Below are 21,050 nucleotides of genomic sequence, written 5' to 3'. Positions count from 1 at the left end.
CCACCTTCTCCTATTATTTCGAATCAATCGACAAACGGTGATCAGGTTTGGCAAACACGAATTGCCCGGTGCTAATAGCACGCTCTTTAAAACCACCTTCACAATAGGCGAGATAAAAATCCCACATACGGCAAAACACGTCATCAAAGCCCATATTGGTTACTTCATGGCGAGCCGCGTGAAAGCGCATGCGCCAGTCGGCTAAGGTTTTAGCATAATGTTCGGTAATGTCTTCTAAACCGACAATTTGCATGTCTGTTTTTGAGGCAATTTTATGCGCAATCACTTGGTTAGATGGCAAACAACCACCCGGAAAAATATAACGCTGGATAAAATCGACCGAGCGGCGCGCATAATCATAACGCTGATCTGCAATGGTAATGGCCTGAATCACCATCACACCATGGGGTTTCAATAGTTCGCTGCACTTAGAGAAATAACTATCGTAGTATTCATGACCAACGGCTTCTATCATCTCGATCGACACCAGCTTGTCATATTGACCTTGCAAATCTCGGTAGTCTTCTAGCAACAAGGTCACCTTGTCTTGCAAACCTTCGGCTGCTACCCGAGCTTTGGCAAACTCGTACTGTTCCTTAGAAATAGTAGTGGTGGTTACTTGGCAGCCATAATGTTTGGCCGCATGAATCGCCATGCCGCCCCATCCCGTGCCTATCTCTAATAAATGATCGTCTTTACTTAATTGCAGTTTTTGACAAATCCGATCCAGTTTATTCACCGACGCTTCTTCCAAAGAAGAATCTAACTGTGGATAAACCGCCGAGGAATACATCATGGTTGGGTCTAAAAACAAAGAAAAAAAGTCATTACCCAAATCGTAATGGGCAGAAATATTATCCTTTGACCCCTTCTTGGTGTTGGCGTTTAGCTTGTGTACGATCTTGGCGCCGATACGGCTCCAGATGGGACGTTTGGCGTCCATTTTATTGATCAAGTTTAAATTGGCCACCATCAAACGAATCACCGCGACCACATCAGACGACGACCACCAGCCTTTCATATAGGCTTCGCCAGCACCAATACTGCTGTTTAAAAACACATCGCGATAGGCATGAATATCATGGACTTGAATATGAGCAAGGTAACGAGTGCTGTCTTTCGCCTCACCAAATGCATAGGTTTTGCCATTTTCTTCAAGCGTAAGATGGCCTATTTCCAATTTCCCCAGCATAGCAAACACCATTTTGCGGGCTAGCGTATCAAACCATGTTGTTGTGTTATTTTTGCTCACTTTCTGATTATCCATACTGACGGAGTTCATAGTTAGTAGTCTCCTAATGCGTTTTGCTACTGATTACTTTTTTTAGTAGAGGTAGACGATGAGTTTGGATGCGAATAAATAGGCACCTTTTTAATCCATAATTTTAGCGCTTGCCAATAAATACCAAAGGCCACTTGCATGGTCATGACCGGATAGCGAAACAGCACCCTCGCCATAGCAGAAGACGTTAACGGCATACGAGTCAGCGACAAGGTGGCATCGAACACACATTGCTCTCCCACTAACGCTTTATTTTGCATGTGGACCGCTAATTTATGGTGCGGAACATTGCTGCGCCAATCATAAAAATGTTCCATTGGATGAAAAGGCGACACATGCATTGCCTTATTGAATTGGATACGCTGCATTGGCTGATTTGGATCACATTTTAAAACGTAAGGGATTTTTTCTCGCCAAGGCGTATTGGTGACTTCAAGCAACATGGCCTGTAGTTGCTCATTTTCATCAAAGCAGTAATAGAGAGTAATGGGGTTAATAATAAAGCCGAAATAGCGGCAATTAGTCAGCATCCTAACGGCACCCGATAAGTTCAAATCAAGACGCGTGTTGACTTCATTCAGCACCGCTTGTTTGATCGACACACTTGGGTCGCCAAAATAATCCTTGCGCGAAAATCGAGCGAGCGACCAAGATTTCATTGACCACCAAGGGCTCATCGCCAGCACATCGTCTAACTCATCTAAATCGAAATACATCATAAAAACGCCATAGCGAAACGCATGAGCGCGCGGCGTAAAACGGCGATGACGCACCGTACCCTGATAAATAGCACTGTGCTGAGGCACAAAATCTACCATATGACACCCAATCCATTGGCGACACGAACGCCGCTCCAACAGCCATCTTCGTGGAAACCATTGCGCCAATAAGCGCCACAGAACCAGGTTTTATTGACGCCATTAATCTCTTGCCAGCGGTCCTGTGCTTTGATGCCATCCAAGGTAAACGTCGGGTGGGAGTACTGAAAGCGCCCGACTATTTTGTCTTCGTCTATCATCTCGGTCTGGTTCAAGGTCACCACATAAGTGGTATCGCTGGAAAAATGCTGCAAGATATTCATGTTATAGCTCAGCGTAGCGGGTTTGGTGCTATCTTCGCCTAAATGGTAATTCCAGCTCGACCAAGCGAGTTTTTTCTTCGGTAGCAAGCGGCTATCGGTATGCAATACCACATCGTTATTGCGGTATGGAATCGCCGACAAAATTGCTTTTTCATCGGCAGAAGGATCCGCCAGCAAAGCCAAGGCTTCGTCGCTGTGACAGGCAAACACCACTTGATCAAAGGTCTGTTCAGAGCCATCGGCAAAGTGAATCACCACCTTGTCATCAAAGCGATGCACTTTGCTGATGTTGGCGCTAAGTTGGATTCTGTCTTGGAACTTAGCCACCAGCGGCGCTAGATACGCCGATGAGCCACCTTCAATCACGCGCCACTGAGGACGATCATTAACACTCAACAAGCCATGATTCTTAAAGAAACGCACAAAAAACACCAAGGGGAAATCCATCATTTCATCCAGTGTGGACGACCAAATCGCACTGCCCATCGGAATCAAATAATGGCTGGCAAAACGCGGACCATAGCCTTTTTCTTGCAGGTATTCGCCCAGTGTGACGCCTTCTTTCAATTGGCCGCTGTCTAGGTCTTGGATGGCTTCTTTATTGAAACGCACGATGTCTTTTAACATGCCCATAAAGGCAAAATTTAACAGATTACGACGCTGTGCAAACAAGGTATTAAGGTTGTTGCCGCCGTATTCTAACCCCGTGCGCTGACAGCTCACACTAAAGCTCATTTCTGTCGCCTTAGACGCCACTCCCAGTTCATCCATTAAGCGAATGAAGTTGGGGTAAGTCCAATCATTAAACACAATAAAACCGGTATCAATCGACCGCGTACGCCCGCCTTCGGCCACATCGACCGTTGCGGTATGACCACCAATGCGCTCAGCAGATTCGAATACCATCACCTCATGTTGTTGCTGTAAAAGATAGGCGCTGGTTAAACCGGAAATCCCTGACCCAATTATGGCAATTTTCACTCATTGTCCCCTTAAACATAGGTTTCTTCATCCGCCAAGTTAGGCCGATATTTTTATTCCGTTTGATTTGCTGTTTTTTAGACGCTAATGACTTTGCTTAGGCACTAACGATTTTTCTAGACACTAACGCTCTTTTTTAGGTGCCAACATAGTCAGCCATAATTTCGGAAAGTGCCGCCCTGCCCACAACATGGCCGATAAACGCTTAGGAAAGGCAAACTCAAAAGGGCGTGATTCTAAGGCGCTGAACATTCTTTTAGCGGCGTCATCGGCAGACATCAAAAAAGGCATCGAAAAGCTGTTTTTCTGCGTTAATGGTGTATCAACAAAGCCTGGTAACAAGCAGGTCACATCAATATTGAATGGCTTTAAATCCATGCGCAAAGAAGAGAGGAAATAACGCACAGCGGCTTTACTCGCGCCATAGGCTTCGGCCTGAGGAAAGGCCGCTTGCACGGCTTGAGAACTGACCCCAACTAGATGCGGGCGCGAAGATTTTTTCAGCAAAGGCAGACACACATCCACACTGTTGACCAGGCCGAAAAAATTCACTGACATGATTCGATCCATCATTTTCCAATCTGGGTCGATATCGCTCATATCGAGGTATTCACAGGTGCCTGCGTTTAAAACCGCACAATCTAAGCAGTCTGAGTGAGCCGCCAATGCAGCCCGTACCGAATCAATTTGACTGTCGTCGGCAATATCAAACTCAATAAAGGCTAAGTGCTCATGCTTGTCTAATAAAGGCGTTAACTCACCCGGCTTTCTTGCACTTGCCAAGACTCGCCAGCCTGCTTCTAAATAGCGTTTTGTGAGCGCCAAGCCAATCCCAGAGCTGGCACCGGTTACCCAAACCACTTTTTTTGCCGTCTTTTGATTCATCGAATATCCCTCTACTTACTTTGCCAAGCGCTTTTTTAAGCCTTTAACCGCTGCGCCCAATAAGGGTACATGCTCATAAATCAGCTGACCAAGGTCGTACACATCCTCATGGAAATAAATGCGCTCATTAAATTGCACCTGACTCATACCCCGTACCGTAATAATTTGATTGCCTAATTTAGGGTGTTTAAAATGCATATTCCATTTAATGTAAGCCGTATTCTCAGACACCAGCTGGTCTAGGTATTCAAAACGACCGCTGTGCACATTGGCACACATTTCCGACAGGTAAGCGTGCAAGGTTGCCACGCCACGTATTTCATGGATAGGATCCTTGAAAAACACATCATCAGCGTAAACATCGTCGATCTTATCTAATCGTGGGTGCTTCACATCTTGATAAAACGCCTTAAAGCGTTCTATTAATAAAGAATTGGGGGGCACTTTTGAGTCCGTCATACTCATCATTTACCTTAGCTATTTGCCTTGATGGAGGGGCTTTTTGTCTCACCCTAGTGGTTAAACGCATTTCAGCGCATTTTGGATCACCCTCGAATGAAAAATTAAACGCCCAGAATGAAAAATTAAACACAGGACAAATTAAACTATTTAAATAAACAAAAGTGATCCACCGCCACAAATCCAACGTATATTTGATACAGCGCACACTGGCGTATGACAGTTTTGCTTTTTTTGGAGCGATAAATGGAACGCGCAACACCATTACCCATTGACGAAAAACGGCTAGCAGACCTTTTTGCCGTTGCCGAACATAGAGACCAAGCCGCCTTAGGGCGTTTGTTTGATCACTATGTTCCGAAAGTAAGATCTTTCTGCCTTGCCGCCCAGCCGGGGGCCAATTTAATGGCCGATGATATTGCCCAAGAGGTGATGATACGTATTTGGAATAAAGCACACACTTACAAACCTGAATCGGCGTCGCTTAATACCTGGGTTTTTACCCTAGCAAGAAACGCACGTATTGATTATTTGCGCAAAAACAGTCGACATCAGTCGGATATTGATCCGGAATATCTTTGGCAAAATGTGATCGACGAAAACGCCGATCCATTTAAAGACGCACAGCAAAAAAGAGATCAAGAACGCATTCAGCAAGGCTTAGACAAGTTACCACCAGATCAAAAACAGGTGCTGTCAAAAGTCTATTTAGAAGGCAAAACACATAAGGAAGCCGCGGAAGAATTATCTCTCCCTCTTGGAACGATAAAATCTCGGGTTCGCCTTGCTTTGCACAAACTCACTATTTACGTTAAGAGGTAATATCGATGACCCACTACCATCCATCGATTGAAATACTCACCGACTACGCTGCGGGTTCATTGCCTCTAGCGCATTCCTTGTGCGTGTCGACACATTTGGAGCATTGCCCTGAATGCCAACAGCAAATCCGAAAATTAGAAATGCTTGGCTCACACCTTTTTGATCAGGCGCAAACGGAAAACCGTCCACTGAGTAATTTAAAAGACAGTTTTTTCAAAAACTTAGCCCAGCAGCCAGCACAAGAAAGCGTTAAAAGCACACAGCAAGATAAAGATAAAGACACCCAATGGGATGATTACGCCATTCCTCGCAGCCTGCGCCAGTTTATTAGCAAAAGCTACGATGAGCTGTCTTGGATGCGTTTGTCTCCGTCCTTTAAGATCGCCACACTTTACAACGAAGAAGGCGGTGCACAAGTTGCTCTTACGCGAGTCAAAGCCGGTGCCCACATGCCGACTCACACTCATACAGGGGATGAAATAACCTTGGTATTAGAAGGGGCGTTTTCCGATGACAGTGGCGTTTATAGACAGGGAGATTTCATTTGCCGTGATGCCAGCCACAAACACAAGCCGATGGTCACTGAAGACGCCGAATGCATTTGTTTAACGGTATTAGATGCACCGATTGAGTTTACGGGGTGGTTTACACGTTTACTCAATCCGATTATTCGTCGTTATCATCCACATTCGCACACTTAATACAATTGTTACGACATACGAAAATTAAGCGCACGATAGCAGACGTTAGTGAATAACAAGCAATGTTTCTAAGATTCTGGTATAGTCCTTATTCAATCTAATAACAAGGACTATTTATTATGGCAACGAAGAAAAAGCAGCCAGCCGCTTCGGAAACCTCAGAATCCATCGAAAAGCAGATGCAAGAGTTTCTTGCTCGTGGTGGTCAAATAGATAAGATTGATTCAGGGGTTAGTGGACAATCGCAATTAACAGGATCGCGCCATATTTCTTTGGGAAATAGCAAAACCAAAGCACAATAAGCGCTAAAGACAGTTCGTTTATCGCAAACGTTTTTGTTATTTTTATCCGTTAGAAGCTCTATTATCGCGCGCTTGGGTATACGTTAGTTTAAGTATATTAAAAGCCCAAAGCGCGAGATTAATCCTACCTCAAATCACTCTTATTCTACGCCTACCTAATTGACCTCCGACTTATTAGACAACGCCTTAGACAACCACGTTTGTCCGCAAACAGAATAGCAACAGGTCATTTTTTCGACACACAAACGTCACGTTCTTGTCATATTGACGCTCTACTCTCATCAATAAGACATCTTATTAGAGCGGAGTACGACTGTGATACAAGTTGAGCAAATGATTGCCAGTAAATCGCCTCAGTTTTTCGACAAGAGCCCACTCATCACTCGCCCGACGTTAAGCCTATTAAAGCGCTTATTCCACGAAAGTGAAGTAAACCATTTCCTGGAAAAAAACCACGGCTGTGTCGGCTTCGAATTTATTGATCGCGTACTGGATCACTTCAACTTTAGTTATCAAGTCAGCCAAGTTGACCGACGCAACATTCCCGCCAGCGGACGCGTGATGATCATCGCCAATCACCCCCTTGGAGCACTAGATGGCTTGGCGCTATTACGCTTAATAGGCGAAATTCGTCCCGACGTAAAAATCGTCGCCAATGATTTATTAATGGGGTTTGATGGTTTAAAGAGGCTGGTGCTACCAGTGGATAATCTAGGCGGAAAAACCGCGCGCCAGCAACTTAAAGCCATTATGAGTTGCCTGCACAATGAAGAAGCGGTGATTATTTTCCCCGCTGGCGAAGTCTCTCGTATGTCGCCAAGTGGCGTCAAAGACCAGCAATGGAATCAGAACTATCTCAAATTGGCGCAAAAAACCAACAGTCCATTATTGCCAGTTCATATTGGCGGACGCAATTCCATGCTGTTTTACACCAGCTCACTTTTGTATCGTCCGCTGTCTACGATTCAACTTGCCAATGAAATGTTTCGTCAGAAAAATCGCAAAATTCCCATGCAAGTGGGTCAAGCCATTCCCATTCAAGAATTGGCAAAGCTGCCTTTGAGCGACAAAGAGAAAAACAAACTGGTAAAACGCCATTTGTACCGCATCGCTAAAGGCAAAAAACCGCTGCTTAAAACCGAAAAAACCGTTGAACACCCGCAAAATAGACAGATGATCAAACAAGAACTCAAACTGGCAGAGCATCTTGGCAACACCAAAGACAACAAACAAATTTACCTATTCGATTACGATCCTATGTCAATCACCATGAAAGAAATTGGCCGCTTACGCGAGATTGCCTTCCGCAAAGTGGGTGAAGGCACAGGCGAACGCTCTGACCTAGATAAGTTCGACCAGTACTATCGCCATTTGATTCTGTGGGACGAAGAAGAGCTGGAAATCGTTGGCGCTTACCGTATTGGCGAAGTGGCTCGATATATGAAATCAGACACACCAAATCGTATCTACAGTGCCGAGCTGTTCCAATACTCTTGCGATATGGAACCCTATTTCGAGCAAGGCATCGAGCTAGGACGCAGCTTTATCCAGCCCAAATACTGGGGCAAGCGTAGTCTGGATTATTTGTGGTACGGCATTGGTGCTTACCTCGATAAACACCCTGACATTCGCTACATGTTTGGCCCGGTAAGCCTAAGCAACAGCTACCCACAAGTGGCAAAAGACTTTATCGTCTCTTTCTACAAACTGTATTTTGCCGACAAAGAACACTTAGCGCGCGCTTTCACGCCCTATCAAGTTAATGCCGAACACAATGACATCATTTCGACTATCTTCAGTGGTGACGATTACGAAGAAGATTTTAGACTATTAAAAGAGCAACTCAGCCACTTTGGTGCCAGTGTGCCAACGCTGTTCAAACAATACAGTGAATTGTGTGAGCCCGGTGGGGTTCGCTTCTTAGACTTTGGTGTCGATGCCGACTTTGGCTACTGTGTGGACGGATTGGTCCTAGTAGACCTAAATACAGTCAAAGAAGCGAAAAACAAACGCTACCGAGGTCATAACCAAGTGAGTCATTAATTTACGATCTTGGATCGTGATGATGACCATGCGAATGATGGCGATGAGTATGATGAGCTGCTTGTTCAGGACGTTTAAAGAAAACCAAATAAACAATCTTGATAACCAGCATCACACTAAGCGCAATAAGAACGATCATTTGAATATCCATGAATCACCTCGTTATTTTTATTGGTGCACTTTGAGTATAGGACAGAAAACCGTCTCAAATGTGAATTTACGTCTTTATTTTGGACCGATGAAACAAGCCCCACAAGAGTGCAATATGCTCAAATATAAAACAAATACAGCGAGATAAAGCGCTAAAACATTTGATATAAAGCCACAAGAAAGACGGCGTACGAGTTTTTTTATTGATCAATGAATGAGTTAAGAAATATGGCGCAAGCCTTGCTTAGCTTTCACAACGTAAGCATAAAATTCATCCACACTCAGGCTTTTTCAGTAGCCTTAACTTTTTGTTTATCACTAGATAGACCTTGGAGCCGGAAATGATTGAAAAAACCTACCTAAAAACCAAACCTGAATGCAAAGTGAAATTTGCCCTACCTGCTGAAATCGTCGGTGACGCCAAAAACGTCGCTCTGGTTGGCGACTTTAATAACTGGGATGGCACCGCCAACCCAATGAAAAAACAAAAGTCTGGCGTGTTTGCCTCAACGCTAAATTTAGAGGTTGATCATAGCTATCAACTTCGCTATTTAATCGACGAGCAAAACTGGCTCAACGACGACATGGCCGACGCCTATGTTCCAAGCCCGGTAAGCTTCGACACAAACGGCGTCATCAGCCTGTAATACCCCTTTTAAACCTTCATACAGCGACTAATAGCACGTCTCGATCTCGAAATTCAGATCGGGACGTTCGTCTCTCAATACCGTCCTTTGTCCATCCTTTGACGCTTAATTACCCTAAACCGCTTTCACTCTATAACGTCATTTTTTTGCCCCAAAACCACTATTTCATGGATTCAGGCTGCAATTTATAGTCAAAATATGTACAATTGTTTTTATTAAACGCGCGTTTAATAAAAAATTCATTGGTCGGTGATCCCTGTAAGAACACCGAAACAGACGACAAGAGGCACATCATGGCACATCAGCAGCAATACATTCATGGCCGCTACCATGCATCTACCAGCGGTGAACACTTTGAGACAATCAACCCAGCCACAGGTGAGGTGATTGCGACAATCGAGCACGCAGGACAAGCCGAGCTAGATGCTGCCGTTGAGTCTGCAAAGCAAGGTCAAAAAGTCTGGGCGGCAATGAGCCCAGTGGAACGTGGCCGCATTCTTAAAAAAGCCGCTGACTTACTGCGTGAAAACAACGAAGCACTTGCCCGTCTGGAAGTATTAGACACTGGTAAGCCACTGCAAGAAGCCATTTGCGTGGACATTCAAACTGGCGCAGACGTGATCGAATATTACGCAGGCCTAACCGACAAGATCCAAGGTGATTACCAAGACCTTGGCAAGGGCAACTTCTTCTACACTCGCCGCGAACCACTCGGCATTTGTGCTGGTATCGGCGCATGGAACTATCCCATTCAAATCGCCATGTGGAAAGCTGGCCCTGCGCTCGCCGCTGGTAACGCAATGATCTTCAAGCCATCCGAAGAAACGCCACTGACCGCTCTTAAACTGGCGGAAATTTTCACTCAAGCTGGCTTGCCTGATGGTGTTTTCAACGTCATTCAGGGTGACGGTCGCACAGGCCAAATGATCACCGCACACCCAGGCATCGACAAAGTCTCTTTCACCGGCGAAGTCGGCACAGGCAAAAAAGTCATGGCCGCTTCGGCGCAATCGTTGAAACAAGTGACGATGGAATTGGGTGGCAAATCCCCCATGATTATCTTCCCTGATATGCCAGTGGATCAGGCGGTTTCTGCGGCAATGTTGGCGAACTTCTACACCCAAGGCGAAGTGTGCACCAACGGCACCCGTGTTTTCGTCCATGCCGACATGCTGGACGCCTTCACCAAAGAACTAAAAACGCGCACTGAGGCGATGATCATTGGCGATCCAATGGACATGAACACGCAAGTCGGCGCCTTGATTTCAAAAGATCACATGCAAAAAGTTTTAGGTTATATTCAAGCCGCCAAAGACGCCGGTGCAACCTTGTTGTGCGGTGGTTACCAAGTCACTGAAAACGGCTTAGACAAAGGCGCTTTTGTGGCGCCAACTGTCTTCACTGATTGCACCGACGACATGCCACAAGTGCGCGATGAAATCTTCGGCCCTGTCATGTCAGTGCTTAGCTTCACCGACGAAGACGAAGTGATTGCCCGTGCTAACGACACCAAGCTAGGACTGGCTGCAGGCGTTTTCACCAAAGACTTCGCGCGCGCTCATCGTGTAATTAATCAATTGCAAGCCGGTATTTGTTGGATCAACGCTTGGGGTGCTTCTCCTGCTGAAATGCCAGTGGGTGGTTACAAAGAATCTGGTATTGGTCGTGAAAACGGCATCGAAACCTTGTACCACTACACACAAAACAAGAGCGTCTTTGTCGATCTAAACGACATCGAAAGTCCTTACTAAGCGACTCTTACTCAATTAAGCGAGACTCTTATTAAAACGAGATAAGCATGACAAACGAAACGTACGATTACATTATAGTCGGCGCTGGCTCCGCGGGCTGCGTGTTAGCAGACCGACTGACAGAAAGTGGCGAACACAAGGTATTGCTATTGGAAATGGGCGGCTCAGATAAGAGCGTCTTTATCCAAATGCCAACCGCCCTGTCTTACCCAATGAACACAGAAAAATACGCTTGGCAGTTCCACACCGACAAAGAGCCGGGCCTTGATGGTCGTGAAATGCATTGCCCACGCGGCAAAGTATTAGGCGGTTCGTCGTCTATCAATGGCATGGTCTATGTTCGTGGCCACGCCTGTGATTTCGACCAATGGGAAGTAAACGGTGCCAAAGGTTGGAACTACCAAGCCTGTCTGCCCTATTTCAAAAAAGCTGAAACATGGAAAGGCGGCGCAGATTTGTACCGTGGCGGCAATGGCCCATTATCGACCAACAACGGCAACGACATGACTTATAACCCGCTTTACCAAGCCTTTATCGACGCGGGTGAAGACGCTGGCTACGGCAAAACCGACGACTACAACGGGTTTCGCCAAGAAGGTTTTGGCGCGATGCACATGACGGTGAAAAACGGCGTGCGTGCCTCTACGTCTAACGCCTATTTACGCCGAGCGATGCAACGCCCTAACCTGACGCTAAAAACCGGCGTTTTAAGCCATAAAGTGCTCTTTGATGATAAAAAAGCCATCGGTATTGAGTTCAGCAAAAACGGCCAAGTTCAACAAGTCACCGCCAACAAAGAAGTTATCTTGTCGGCAGGCTCCGTTGGCTCTCCGCAGTTATTACAACTGTCTGGTGTCGGGCCAAAAGACGTATTAGAAAAAGCCGGCGTCCCAGTGGTTCACGAACTGCCGGGCGTGGGTGAAAACCTACAAGACCATTTGGAAGTCTACTTTCAATACTACTGCAAACAACCGGTGACGCTAAACAGCAAGCTGGGCTTGATCAGTAAAGGCTTGATCGGCACACGCTGGATGCTGTTTAAAACCGGCTTAGGCGCGACCAACCACTTTGAATCTTGTGGTTTTATTCGCTCCCGCGCAGGTCTTAAATGGCCCAACATTCAATATCACTTCTTACCTGCTGCCATGCGTTACGATGGTCAAGCCGCCGTAGAAGGCCATGGCTTCCAAGTCCATGTCGGCCCAAACAAGCCAGAGAGTCGAGGTAAGTTATGGATCGAATCTGCTAATCCAGCGGCCAAACCGCGCATCTTGTTTAACTATCTTTCGACCGAGCAAGACAAACAGGATTGGCGCGATACCATTCGCCTAACGCGCGAAGTGCTGCAACAATCAGCTCTAGACCAATACCGTGGCGATGAAATCCAGCCGGGCATAAATATCCAGAGCGATGCAGACATCGACCAATGGGTAAAACAGAATGTGGAAAGTGCCTATCATCCATCTTGTACCTGTAAGATGGGCGACGACAACGACCCAATGGCGGTGTTGAACGAGCAATGCCAAGTGCGCGGCGTCGAAAGCTTGCGCGTGGTGGATTCGTCTATCTTCCCCACCATCACCAACGGCAACTTGAATGCGCCGACCATCATGGTGGCAGAAAAAGCCGCCGATATGATTCTTGGTAAAACCGCCTTGCCGAGCCTAAACGCTCCGGTTTGGATTCACCCTGAGTTTGAAAGTAAACAGCGGTAACTGCTCACTTTTTCTTTTAAAGCAATCAATTAGCGCATAAAAACGCCCGTATAACGTGAGTCATACGGGCGTTTTTATGCCTACAGCATTTAACGTTATTTTAGCCTAAATATCGCAAAGCCATTTTCATCCAAAGACTGATACGTCATGTTTTTACTAGCGGCCTCTTTTGCTTTTGGCGTCGTGGTAAACAAGACATTTGCCTTACCAAACCCAGTAAACGACCAGTTCCCATCGGCCGCTGGATTAATGGTTTTCTGACTCAGTAGATAATTCGCGACCACATCACGGTTCTTATCTGGCGCATCAATAACGATTGTCTCGCCATTGAGGTTTGGAAAATGACCGCCACCACCCGCACGGTAATTATTCGTCGCCACCAAGAACTCACCGCCCATGTTCAAAGGTTCGCCATTAAACATCACCTGAGTAATTCGATGTGCATCGTTATTCACTACTTCGCCATCGCCGTTGTAACGAGCAGGTTGTGTCACATCGATACGATACGAAATACCGTCGATCACATCGAAGTTATAGGTTGGGAACGACTGATTCACCAATTCTTGGGGCTGAGCAGACGTCGCATCGATTTGGTTAAACTGCCCAGCGGCAACTTCTAACCACGCTACTACTTGCGCGCCCGTTAACTTCACGACTTTTAAATCATTTGGGTAAATGTACAAATCGCTGACGTTTTTCAAGGCAATATCGCCTTTTGGCACATCCGTGTAGTACTCTGGGCCACCACGACCACCGGCTTTAAAGGGTGCCGCCGCAGACAAGATTGGCAAACCTTCATAAGACGTACCACGAACGATATTTTCCACATACCAAATCTGCGCGTTATTGACGATTTGAATAGAAGGGTCGTCTTGCACAAGAGCGAAGAAGCTATTGATATCGGCCGTGGATTCGCCCACTTTGCGGCGCATGTAAGCCAAGGTGCCTTCGTGCTCAGTTTCTACCGCTTCGTTAATACTTGCATCCGCTTCCACCAAAGCCACTGTATTACGGCCTTCGCGACGTGCAATCGCACGCACTTCAGCTTTGCCATCGGCCACTTTCCAACCATTGCCAGCTGGCTCAAGTTTTAAATCAATCACCCCAAGGTGAGAGCCCCAAAAACCCGGCATGGTAGCAGGCTTGCCAAATACCGTGCCTTTTTCGCTATCCACACCATCGAAGGCATCAAAGGCTTTATCGCCTGGAAAAATACGATGAGAGTGACCAAACAAAATCGCATCGATACCATCAACCTTCGCCAGATGATAAGAAGCGTTTTCCTCGCCTTTTAAATAAGGCGAATTCATCATGCCACTGTGCGGAATCGCGATAACCACATCCGCACCCTTGGCTTTCATTTCAGGCACGTACTTGTTGGCCGTTTCAATAATGTCTTTAGCAATAACTTTATGGGTCAAATTGTCTTTATCCCACGTCATAATTTGTGGCGGAACAAAACCAATGTAGCCTATTTTGACCGTTTGTTTATTACCGTCAGAATCGACAAAGGTTTTGTCTTTAATGAGATATGGCTGGAAATATGGCTGATCATTTGACGCATCATTGTCGCCATCATCCACATACACATTCGAATTAACATAAGGGAAATTAGCGCCACTTAAACTCTTCATCAAAAAGTCTAAACCGTAGTTAAACTCATGGTTACCGACATTACCCACATCGTAATCCAACAAATTCATCGCTTTATAAGCAGGGTGTGTCTCACCAAAGCGCAGCACACGACCTTTTGCCACATAATCACCCAACGGCGTGCCCTGTAATAAGTCACCATTATCCACCAATACAGAGTTCGTCACCTCAGCGCGGGCCGCTTTAATCAAAGTCGCCACACGAGACAAACCAACCGCATCGCTTTGCTTATCACCGTAGTAATCGTAATCCACCAAATTCATATGAATATCAGTGGTTTCCATGACTCGCAGGTCAATGGTAGAAGCCTGCGCCATCGTAGCAAGCAGCAAAGAAGAGGCAAACAGCGTCGCGCCCTTATGCACAAAAAACGTCATGACATTACTCCATTTATTCAAACATCGTTCTTATTGAAAAAATACTAACCAAAAAGTCAGCTTTAATGGTATGACGAATTTAAGCGAAATTCATGCCTTTTTGATGACATTAAAAAAACAGTACCCAAGGCATTGGCTTACGTCGAAAAAGCCGAGCCATGACAAGGAAGTAGATAAGTGCCTAAGTTATTAACATTAAAGCCCGCGGGGTTTTCCCATGGCAGTGAATAAATAAAAAACAGCCTTAACCAGCTACACGCGGTTAAGGCTATTTTTATGATTGCAGGTCTTGGTGTTGGATTTCCGCCTTCAAGGGTGTCGCTAAACGACTTCCGCAAACGACTTCCGCCGATCTTGTAGGTCGCGATTCATCCTGAAAAAATAGCATGCCGACAAAAACTCACCTCGACAAATTACGCCTTGTCGGGCTAAAGCCACGACCTACAAAAAAACAATATAAATCAATCAATTGCAGGATGAATAACGTCACACGTCTGATAACGGTCGTCCCTCCCTCATCAGGCCTACAAAACCTATCCAACCTTCGCAAAAGCTCGTCTTGGTGTTGGATTCGCGCTGACGCGTTGAGCCCGCGAAACAGGCGCAAGCGAATGAAATACCAAGACGAGTGTATTTCTGATTTTTCTACAGACAAAAAACTCACCTCGACAAATTACGCCTTGTCGGGCTAAAGCCACGACCTACAAAAACAATATAAATCAATCAATTGCAGGATGAATAGAGTCACACGCCTGATAACGGTCGTGCCTCCCTCATCAGGCCTACAAAACCTATCCAACCTTCGCAAAAGCTCGTCTTGGTGTTGGATTCGCGCTGACGCGTTGAGCCCGCGAAACAGGCGCAAGCGAATCGAACATCAAGGCGAGTGTGTTTCTGATTTTTCTACAGACGAAAAAAAGCCCTGACAGCGTTAGCTATCAGGGCTTTCTTAATGTAAAGCTTGACGACGACCTACTCTCACATGGGATCTCCCACACTACCATCGGCGATGGCGCTTTTCACTTCTGAGTTCGGGATGGGATCAGGTGGTTCAACGCCTCTATGATCGTCAAGCAATTCTGTTGCGTTCGTTCTGGCTGGACTTTTCGTCTCACCAAAACACGCGAAGACGTGCTTGGATCTTTAACAATTCTGTTTTGAAATAACAATAATCAAGTATTAAACCGATGCTCATCATGACTGATGCGTTATCGTAATCTGTGTCTCTATGTGTTTACTGTTCAACTTTCGTCTAGTCAGCAAAACCACTTTGGTGTTATATGGTCAAGCCTCACGAGCAATTAGTATTGGTTAGCTCAATGCCTCACAGCACTTACACACCCAACCTATCAACGTCCTAGTCTCGAACGGCTCTTTAGGGGACTTATGTCCCAGTGAGATCTTATCTTAAGGGAGGCTTCCCGCTTAGATGCTTTCAGCGGTTATCCCGTCCGAACATAGCTACCCGGCAATGCCACTGGCGTGACAACCGGAACACCAGAGGTTCGTCCACTCCGGTCCTCTCGTACTAGGAGCAGCTCCTCTCAAATCTCAAACGTCCACGGCAGATAGGGACCGAACTGTCTCACGACGTTCTAAACCCAGCTCGCGTACCACTTTAAATGGCGAACAGCCATACCCTTGGGACCGGCTTCAGCCCCAGGATGTGATGAGCCGACATCGAGGTGCCAAACACCGCCGTCGATGTGAACTCTTGGGCGGTATCAGCCTGTTATCCCCGGAGTACCTTTTATCCGTTGAGCGATGGCCCTTCCATACAGAACCACCGGATCACTAAGACCTACTTTCGTACCTGCTCGACGTGTCTGTCTCGCAGTTAAGCGTGCTTTTGCCTTTACACTCTATGCATGATTTCCGACCATGCTGAGCACACCTTCGTGCTCCTCCGTTACTCTTTGGGAGGAGACCGCCCCAGTCAAACTACCCACCACACAGTGTCCTCGATCCGGATAACGGACCTGAGTTAGAACCTCAAACATACCAGGGTGGTATTTCAAGAGTGGCTCCACGGTAACTGGCGTCACCGCTTCAAAGCCTCCCACCTATCCTACACAAGTAGGTTCAAAGTTCACTGTGAAGCTATAGTAAAGGTTCACGGGGTCTTTCCGTCTAGCCGCGGATACACAGCATCTTCACTGCGATTTCAATTTCACTGAGTCTCGGGTGGAGACAGTGTGGCCATCGTTACGCCATTCGTGCAGGTCGGAACTTACCCGACAAGGAATTTCGCTACCTTAGGACCGTTATAGTTACGGCCGCCGTTTACTTGGGCTTCGATCAAGAGCTTCGCTTGCGCTAACCCCATCAATTAACCTTCAAGCACCGGGCAGGCGTCACACCCTATACGTCCACTTTCGTGTTTGCAGAGTGCTGTGTTTTTAATAAACAGTCGCAGCCACCTGGTATCTTCGACCGACTGGTGCTTACGGGGCAAGCCCTTCACACTGGCCGGCGTACCTTCTCCCGAAGTTACGGTACCATTTTGCCTAGTTCCTTCACCCGAGTTCTCTCAAGCGCCTTGGTATTCTCTACCTGACCACCTGTGTCGGTTTGGGGTACGGTCAATGTATATCTGACGCTTAGAAGTTTTTCCTGGAAGCATGGCATCAACCACTTCGCCCAAAAGAGGGCTCGTCATCAGTTCTCGACATCCTCTCTTAAAGAGTGACCCGGATTTGCCTAAGTCACTTGCCTACCGCCTTAAACACAGACAACCATCGCTGTGCTGGCCTAGCCTTCTCCGTCTCTCCATCGCAATATACATCGGTACAGGAATATTAACCTGTTTTCCATCGACTACGCATTTCTGCCTCGCCTTAGGGGCCGACTCACCCTGCCCTGATTAACATGGGACAGGAAACCTTGGTCTTCCGGCGGGGGAGTTTTTCACTCCCCTTATCGTTACTCATGTCAACATTCGCACTTCTGATACCTCCAGCCTGCCTTACAGCTTGACCTTCAACGGCTTACAGAACGCTCCTCTACCATGCCTAGTAAACTAAGCATCCGTAGCTTCGGTGGCCAGTTTGAGCCCCGTTATATCTTCCGCGCAGGCCGACTCGACTAGTGAGCTATTACGCTTTCTTTAAAGGATGGCTGCTTCTAAGCCAACCTCCTAGCTGTCTAAGCCTTCCCACATCGTTTCCCACTTAACTGGCACTTGGGGACCTTAGCTGACGGTCTGGGTTGTTTCCCTTTCCACGACGGACGTTAGCACCCGCCGTGTGTCTCCCGTAATTGCACTCATTGGTATTCGGAGTTTGCATGGGGTTGGTAAGTCGGGATGACCCCCTAGCCCAAACAGTGCTCTACCCCCAATGGTGAGATACGAGGCGCTACCTAAATAGCTTTCGAGGAGAACCAGCTATCTCCGAGCTTGATTAGCCTTTCACTCCTATCCACAAGTCATCCCCAGCCTTTTCAACGGATGTGGGTTCGGTCCTCCAGTTGATGTTACTCAACCTTCAACCTGCTCATGGATAGATCGCCCGGTTTCGGGTCTATTCCCAGCAACTAAACGCCCTATTAAGACTCGGTTTCCCTACGGCTCCACTAATCGCTTAACCTTGCTACTGAAAATAAGTCGTTGACCCATTATACAAAAGGTACGCAGTCACGGAACAAGTCCGCTCCCACTGCTTGTACGTACACGGTTTCAGGATCTATTTCACTCCCCTCACAGGGGTTCTTTTCGCCTTTCCCTCACGGTACTGGTTCACTATCGGTCAGTCAGGAGTATTTAGCCTTGGAGGATGGTCCCCCCATATTCAGACAGGATAACACGTGTCCCGTCCTACTCGTTTTCATCATTAAGGTGTTTTCGTATACGGGGCTATCACCCTCTATCGCGGCACTTTCCAGAGCCTTCTACTAACACCAAAATCACTTAAGGGCTAATCCCCTTTCGCTCGCCGCTACTTAGGGAATCTCGGTTGATTTCTTTTCCTCCGGGTACTTAGATGTTTCAGTTCCCCGGGTTCGCCTCCTCACAGCTATGTATTCACTGTGGGATACTCTACAAGTAGAGTGGGTTTCCCCATTCGGACATGTTCGGATCACAGCCTGTTTATCGACTCCCCGAACCTTTTCGCAGATTACCACGTCCTTCATCGCCTCTGACTGCCAAGGCATCCACCGTGCACGCTTGGTCACTTGACCATATAACCCAAAGTAGTTTTTACGATTCAATAAAAAGCCATAAATGACTCAGTATAAAAAGTAGAAACAACCATCAGATCACATACCAAAGAGCTTTTGTGTCTCTCTGGATTTACGATAATAGAAGTCACTAAGCTGTTATCCTTAAAGAATAAGAGCAAGTGAACTTCCACCGGTTTAACACTTGATTTATCGTTATTTCAAAATTCGAATTGTTAAAGAGCAAGTTTAGTGCAAAGCACTAAGTCAGAGACTAAAAATCATCAATCACAGTCGTGTTTGATGCTTAGCGTCTTGCTTAATACTTTGTGCTAATGCTTTTAAGATAGGTATCAGATAATTTGTGTGAACGCTCACCAGAGCCTTCTATCGTTTAAGGAGGTGATCCAGCCCCAGGTTCCCCTAGGGCTACCTTGTTACGACTTCACCCCAGTCATTGACCACTCCGTGGTAAGCGTCCCCCTTGCGGTTAGACTACCTACTTCTGGAGCAATCAACTCCCATGGTGTGACGGGCGGTGTGTACAAGGCCCGGGAACGTATTCACCGTGACATTCTGATTCACGATTACTAGCGATTCCGACTTCATGGAGTCGAGTTGCAGACTCCAATCCGGACTACGACGTACTTTCTGGGATTCGCTCACTATCGCTAGCTCGCTGCCCTCTGTATACGCCATTGTAGCACGTGTGTAGCCCTACTCGTAAGGGCCATGATGACTTGACGTCGTCCCCACCTTCCTCCGGTTTGTCACCGGCAGTCTCCTTAAAGTTCCCACCCGAAGTGCTGGCAAATAAGGATAAGGGTTGCGCTCGTTACGGGACTTAACCCAACATTTCACAACACGAGCTGACGACAGCCATGCAGCACCTGTCTCACAGTTCCCGAAGGCACCATCTGATCTCTCAAATGTTCTGTGGATGTCAAGAGTAGGTAAGGTTCTTCGCGTTGCGTCGAATTAAACCACATGCTCCACCGCTTGTGCGGGCCCCCGTCAATTCATTTGAGTTTTAACCTTGCGGCCGTACTCCCCAGGCGGTCTACTTATTGCGTTAGCTGCGCCACTAAGTCATTACAACCCAACGGCTAGTAGACATCGTTTACGGCGTGGACTACCAGGGTATCTAATCCTGTTTGCTCCCCACGCTTTCGCACCTCAGTGTCAGTATTAGTCCAGGGTGTCGCCTTCGCCACTGATGTTCCTTCCTATATCTACGCATTTCACCGCTACACAGGAAATTCCACACCCCTCTACCATACTCTAGCTAGCCAGTATCGGGTGCCATTCCAAGGTTGAGCCCTGGGATTTCACATCCGACTTAACAAACCACCTACGCGCGCTTTACGCCCAGTAATTCCGATTAACGCTTGCACCCTCTGTATTACCGCGGCTGCTGGCACAGAGTTAGCCGGTGCTTCTTCTGGGGCTAACGTCAAAACATTTGGATATTAGCCAAACGCCCTTCCTCACCCCTGAAAGTGCTTTACAACCCTAAGGCCTTCTTCACACACGCGGCATGGCTGGATCAGGCTTGCGCCCATTGTCCAATATTCCCCACTGCTGCCTCCCGTAGGAGTCTGGGCCGTGTCTCAGTCCCAGTGTGACTGGCCATCCTCTCAGACCAGTTAAAGATCGTCGCCTTGGTAGGCCTTTACCCTACCAACTAGCTAATCTTACGCAGGCTCATCTAATAGCGGAAGGTCACAAGTGATCCCCTCCTTTCCCCCTCAGGGTGTATGCGGTATTAGCATGCGTTTCCACATGTTGTCCCCCTCTACTAGGCAGATTCCTACGCGTTACTCACCCGTCCGCCGCTCGTCAGCAGGAGCAAGCTCCCCTGTTACCGCTCGACTTGCATGTGTTAAGCCTGCCGCCAGCGTTCAATCTGAGCCATGATCAAACTCTTCAGTTAAAAAAGCTTGCTTACTCAAAATTTATTACACTAACTATAACTTAATCGACTCACTGCTTCGAAAAACAACAAGCCAACATAAAGCGAATTACTGTATAAACACTCGTAAG

Annotated in this window: 14 protein-coding genes and 3 rRNA genes; 7 read left to right on the top strand and 10 right to left on the bottom strand. The window is 46.9% G+C overall.

Annotation, left to right across the window (positions count from 1 at the left end; translation table 11 throughout):
- Positions 1-13 precede the first annotated feature (13 nt).
- From J8N69_RS09230 to J8N69_RS09210, 5 genes are all read right to left on the bottom strand, one after another.
- Entirely contained in the window at positions 14-1,282 is a 1,269-nt protein-coding gene (locus J8N69_RS09230; RefSeq protein ID WP_168827027.1) for an SAM-dependent methyltransferase, read from the bottom strand.
- Between the two features lie 26 nt (positions 1,283-1,308).
- Positions 1,309-2,100 (bottom strand): DUF1365 domain-containing protein, encoded by a 792-nt coding sequence (locus J8N69_RS09225; protein ID WP_168827025.1) that lies wholly within the window; start codon positions 2,098-2,100, stop codon positions 1,309-1,311.
- Positions 2,094-3,344, bottom strand: coding sequence for an NAD(P)/FAD-dependent oxidoreductase (locus J8N69_RS09220; protein WP_168827023.1), 1,251 nt, complete (start codon positions 3,342-3,344; stop codon positions 2,094-2,096). The genes J8N69_RS09225 and J8N69_RS09220 overlap by 7 nt, the downstream gene beginning before the upstream one ends.
- Positions 3,345-3,467: 123 nt before the next feature.
- Positions 3,468-4,229, bottom strand: coding sequence for an SDR family NAD(P)-dependent oxidoreductase (locus J8N69_RS09215; RefSeq protein WP_168827022.1), 762 nt, complete (start codon positions 4,227-4,229; stop codon positions 3,468-3,470).
- Between the two features lie 15 nt (positions 4,230-4,244).
- Complete coding sequence (locus J8N69_RS09210; RefSeq protein ID WP_227803857.1) at positions 4,245-4,688, bottom strand: nuclear transport factor 2 family protein; 444 nt, start codon at positions 4,686-4,688, stop codon at positions 4,245-4,247.
- A 246-nt stretch (positions 4,689-4,934) separates the two neighbouring features.
- On the opposite strand from J8N69_RS09210, the gene J8N69_RS09205 reads away from it, so the two are divergent.
- The 4 genes from J8N69_RS09205 (at position 4,935) to J8N69_RS09190 (ending at position 8,556) form a co-directional block, all read left to right on the top strand.
- A complete protein-coding gene (locus J8N69_RS09205) occupies positions 4,935-5,510 on the top strand; it encodes a sigma-70 family RNA polymerase sigma factor (RefSeq protein WP_168827018.1) in 576 nt (191 codons plus the stop codon).
- A 5-nt stretch (positions 5,511-5,515) separates the two neighbouring features.
- On the top strand, positions 5,516-6,211 hold the full coding sequence (locus J8N69_RS09200) for a ChrR family anti-sigma-E factor (RefSeq protein WP_168827016.1): 696 nt from the start codon (positions 5,516-5,518) through the stop codon (positions 6,209-6,211).
- A gap of 119 nt (positions 6,212-6,330) precedes the next feature.
- On the top strand, positions 6,331-6,513 hold the full coding sequence (locus tag J8N69_RS09195; protein WP_024025667.1) for a hypothetical protein: 183 nt from the start codon (positions 6,331-6,333) through the stop codon (positions 6,511-6,513).
- 315 nt (positions 6,514-6,828) lie between these two features.
- Positions 6,829-8,556, top strand: a complete 1,728-nt coding sequence (locus tag J8N69_RS09190; protein WP_168827014.1) for a GNAT family N-acyltransferase — start codon at positions 6,829-6,831, stop codon at positions 8,554-8,556.
- A 1-nt stretch (position 8,557) separates the two neighbouring features.
- Here J8N69_RS09190 and J8N69_RS09185 read toward each other — a convergent pair whose 3' ends face one another.
- The gene (locus tag J8N69_RS09185; protein ID WP_168827012.1) at positions 8,558-8,707 is read right to left on the bottom strand and encodes a hypothetical protein; all 150 of its coding nucleotides are present in this window, start codon (positions 8,705-8,707) and stop codon (positions 8,558-8,560) included.
- Positions 8,708-9,047: 340 nt separating this feature from the next.
- Here J8N69_RS09185 and J8N69_RS09180 point away from each other — a divergent pair, with 340 nt between their 5' ends.
- The 3 genes from J8N69_RS09180 (at position 9,048) to betA (ending at position 12,819) form a co-directional block, all read left to right on the top strand.
- The gene (locus tag J8N69_RS09180; protein WP_168827010.1) at positions 9,048-9,353 is read left to right on the top strand and encodes an isoamylase early set domain-containing protein; all 306 of its coding nucleotides are present in this window, start codon (positions 9,048-9,050) and stop codon (positions 9,351-9,353) included.
- Between the two features lie 293 nt (positions 9,354-9,646).
- Positions 9,647-11,104, top strand: coding sequence for a betaine-aldehyde dehydrogenase (gene betB / locus J8N69_RS09175; RefSeq protein WP_168827008.1), 1,458 nt, complete (start codon positions 9,647-9,649; stop codon positions 11,102-11,104).
- A gap of 47 nt (positions 11,105-11,151) precedes the next feature.
- A complete protein-coding gene (betA, locus tag J8N69_RS09170) occupies positions 11,152-12,819 on the top strand; it encodes a choline dehydrogenase (RefSeq protein ID WP_168827006.1) in 1,668 nt (555 codons plus the stop codon).
- A gap of 95 nt (positions 12,820-12,914) precedes the next feature.
- Here the strand turns inward: betA and J8N69_RS09165 are convergent, their stop codons facing one another.
- The 4 genes from J8N69_RS09165 to J8N69_RS09150 form a co-directional block, all read right to left on the bottom strand.
- Positions 12,915-14,849, bottom strand: a complete 1,935-nt coding sequence (locus J8N69_RS09165) for a bifunctional 2',3'-cyclic-nucleotide 2'-phosphodiesterase/3'-nucleotidase (RefSeq protein ID WP_168826996.1) — start codon at positions 14,847-14,849, stop codon at positions 12,915-12,917.
- 959 nt (positions 14,850-15,808) lie between these two features.
- Positions 15,809-15,923, bottom strand: a 5S ribosomal RNA gene (gene rrf, locus J8N69_RS09160).
- Between the two features lie 206 nt (positions 15,924-16,129).
- Positions 16,130-19,028, bottom strand: a 23S ribosomal RNA gene (locus tag J8N69_RS09155).
- Positions 19,029-19,402: 374 nt separating this feature from the next.
- A 16S ribosomal RNA gene (locus J8N69_RS09150) occupies positions 19,403-20,940 on the bottom strand.
- Together the 16S, 23S and 5S rRNA genes form the textbook arrangement of a ribosomal RNA operon.
- Between the last annotated feature and the right edge of the window lie 110 nt (positions 20,941-21,050).

The sequence above is a fragment of the Marinomonas profundi genome (assembly GCF_020694005.1).
Classification (GTDB): Bacteria; Pseudomonadota; Gammaproteobacteria; order Pseudomonadales; family Marinomonadaceae; genus Marinomonas; species Marinomonas profundi.
The sequence above is the reverse complement of the archived record's forward strand: the minus strand, read 5'-3'. Positions and strand labels throughout refer to the sequence as shown.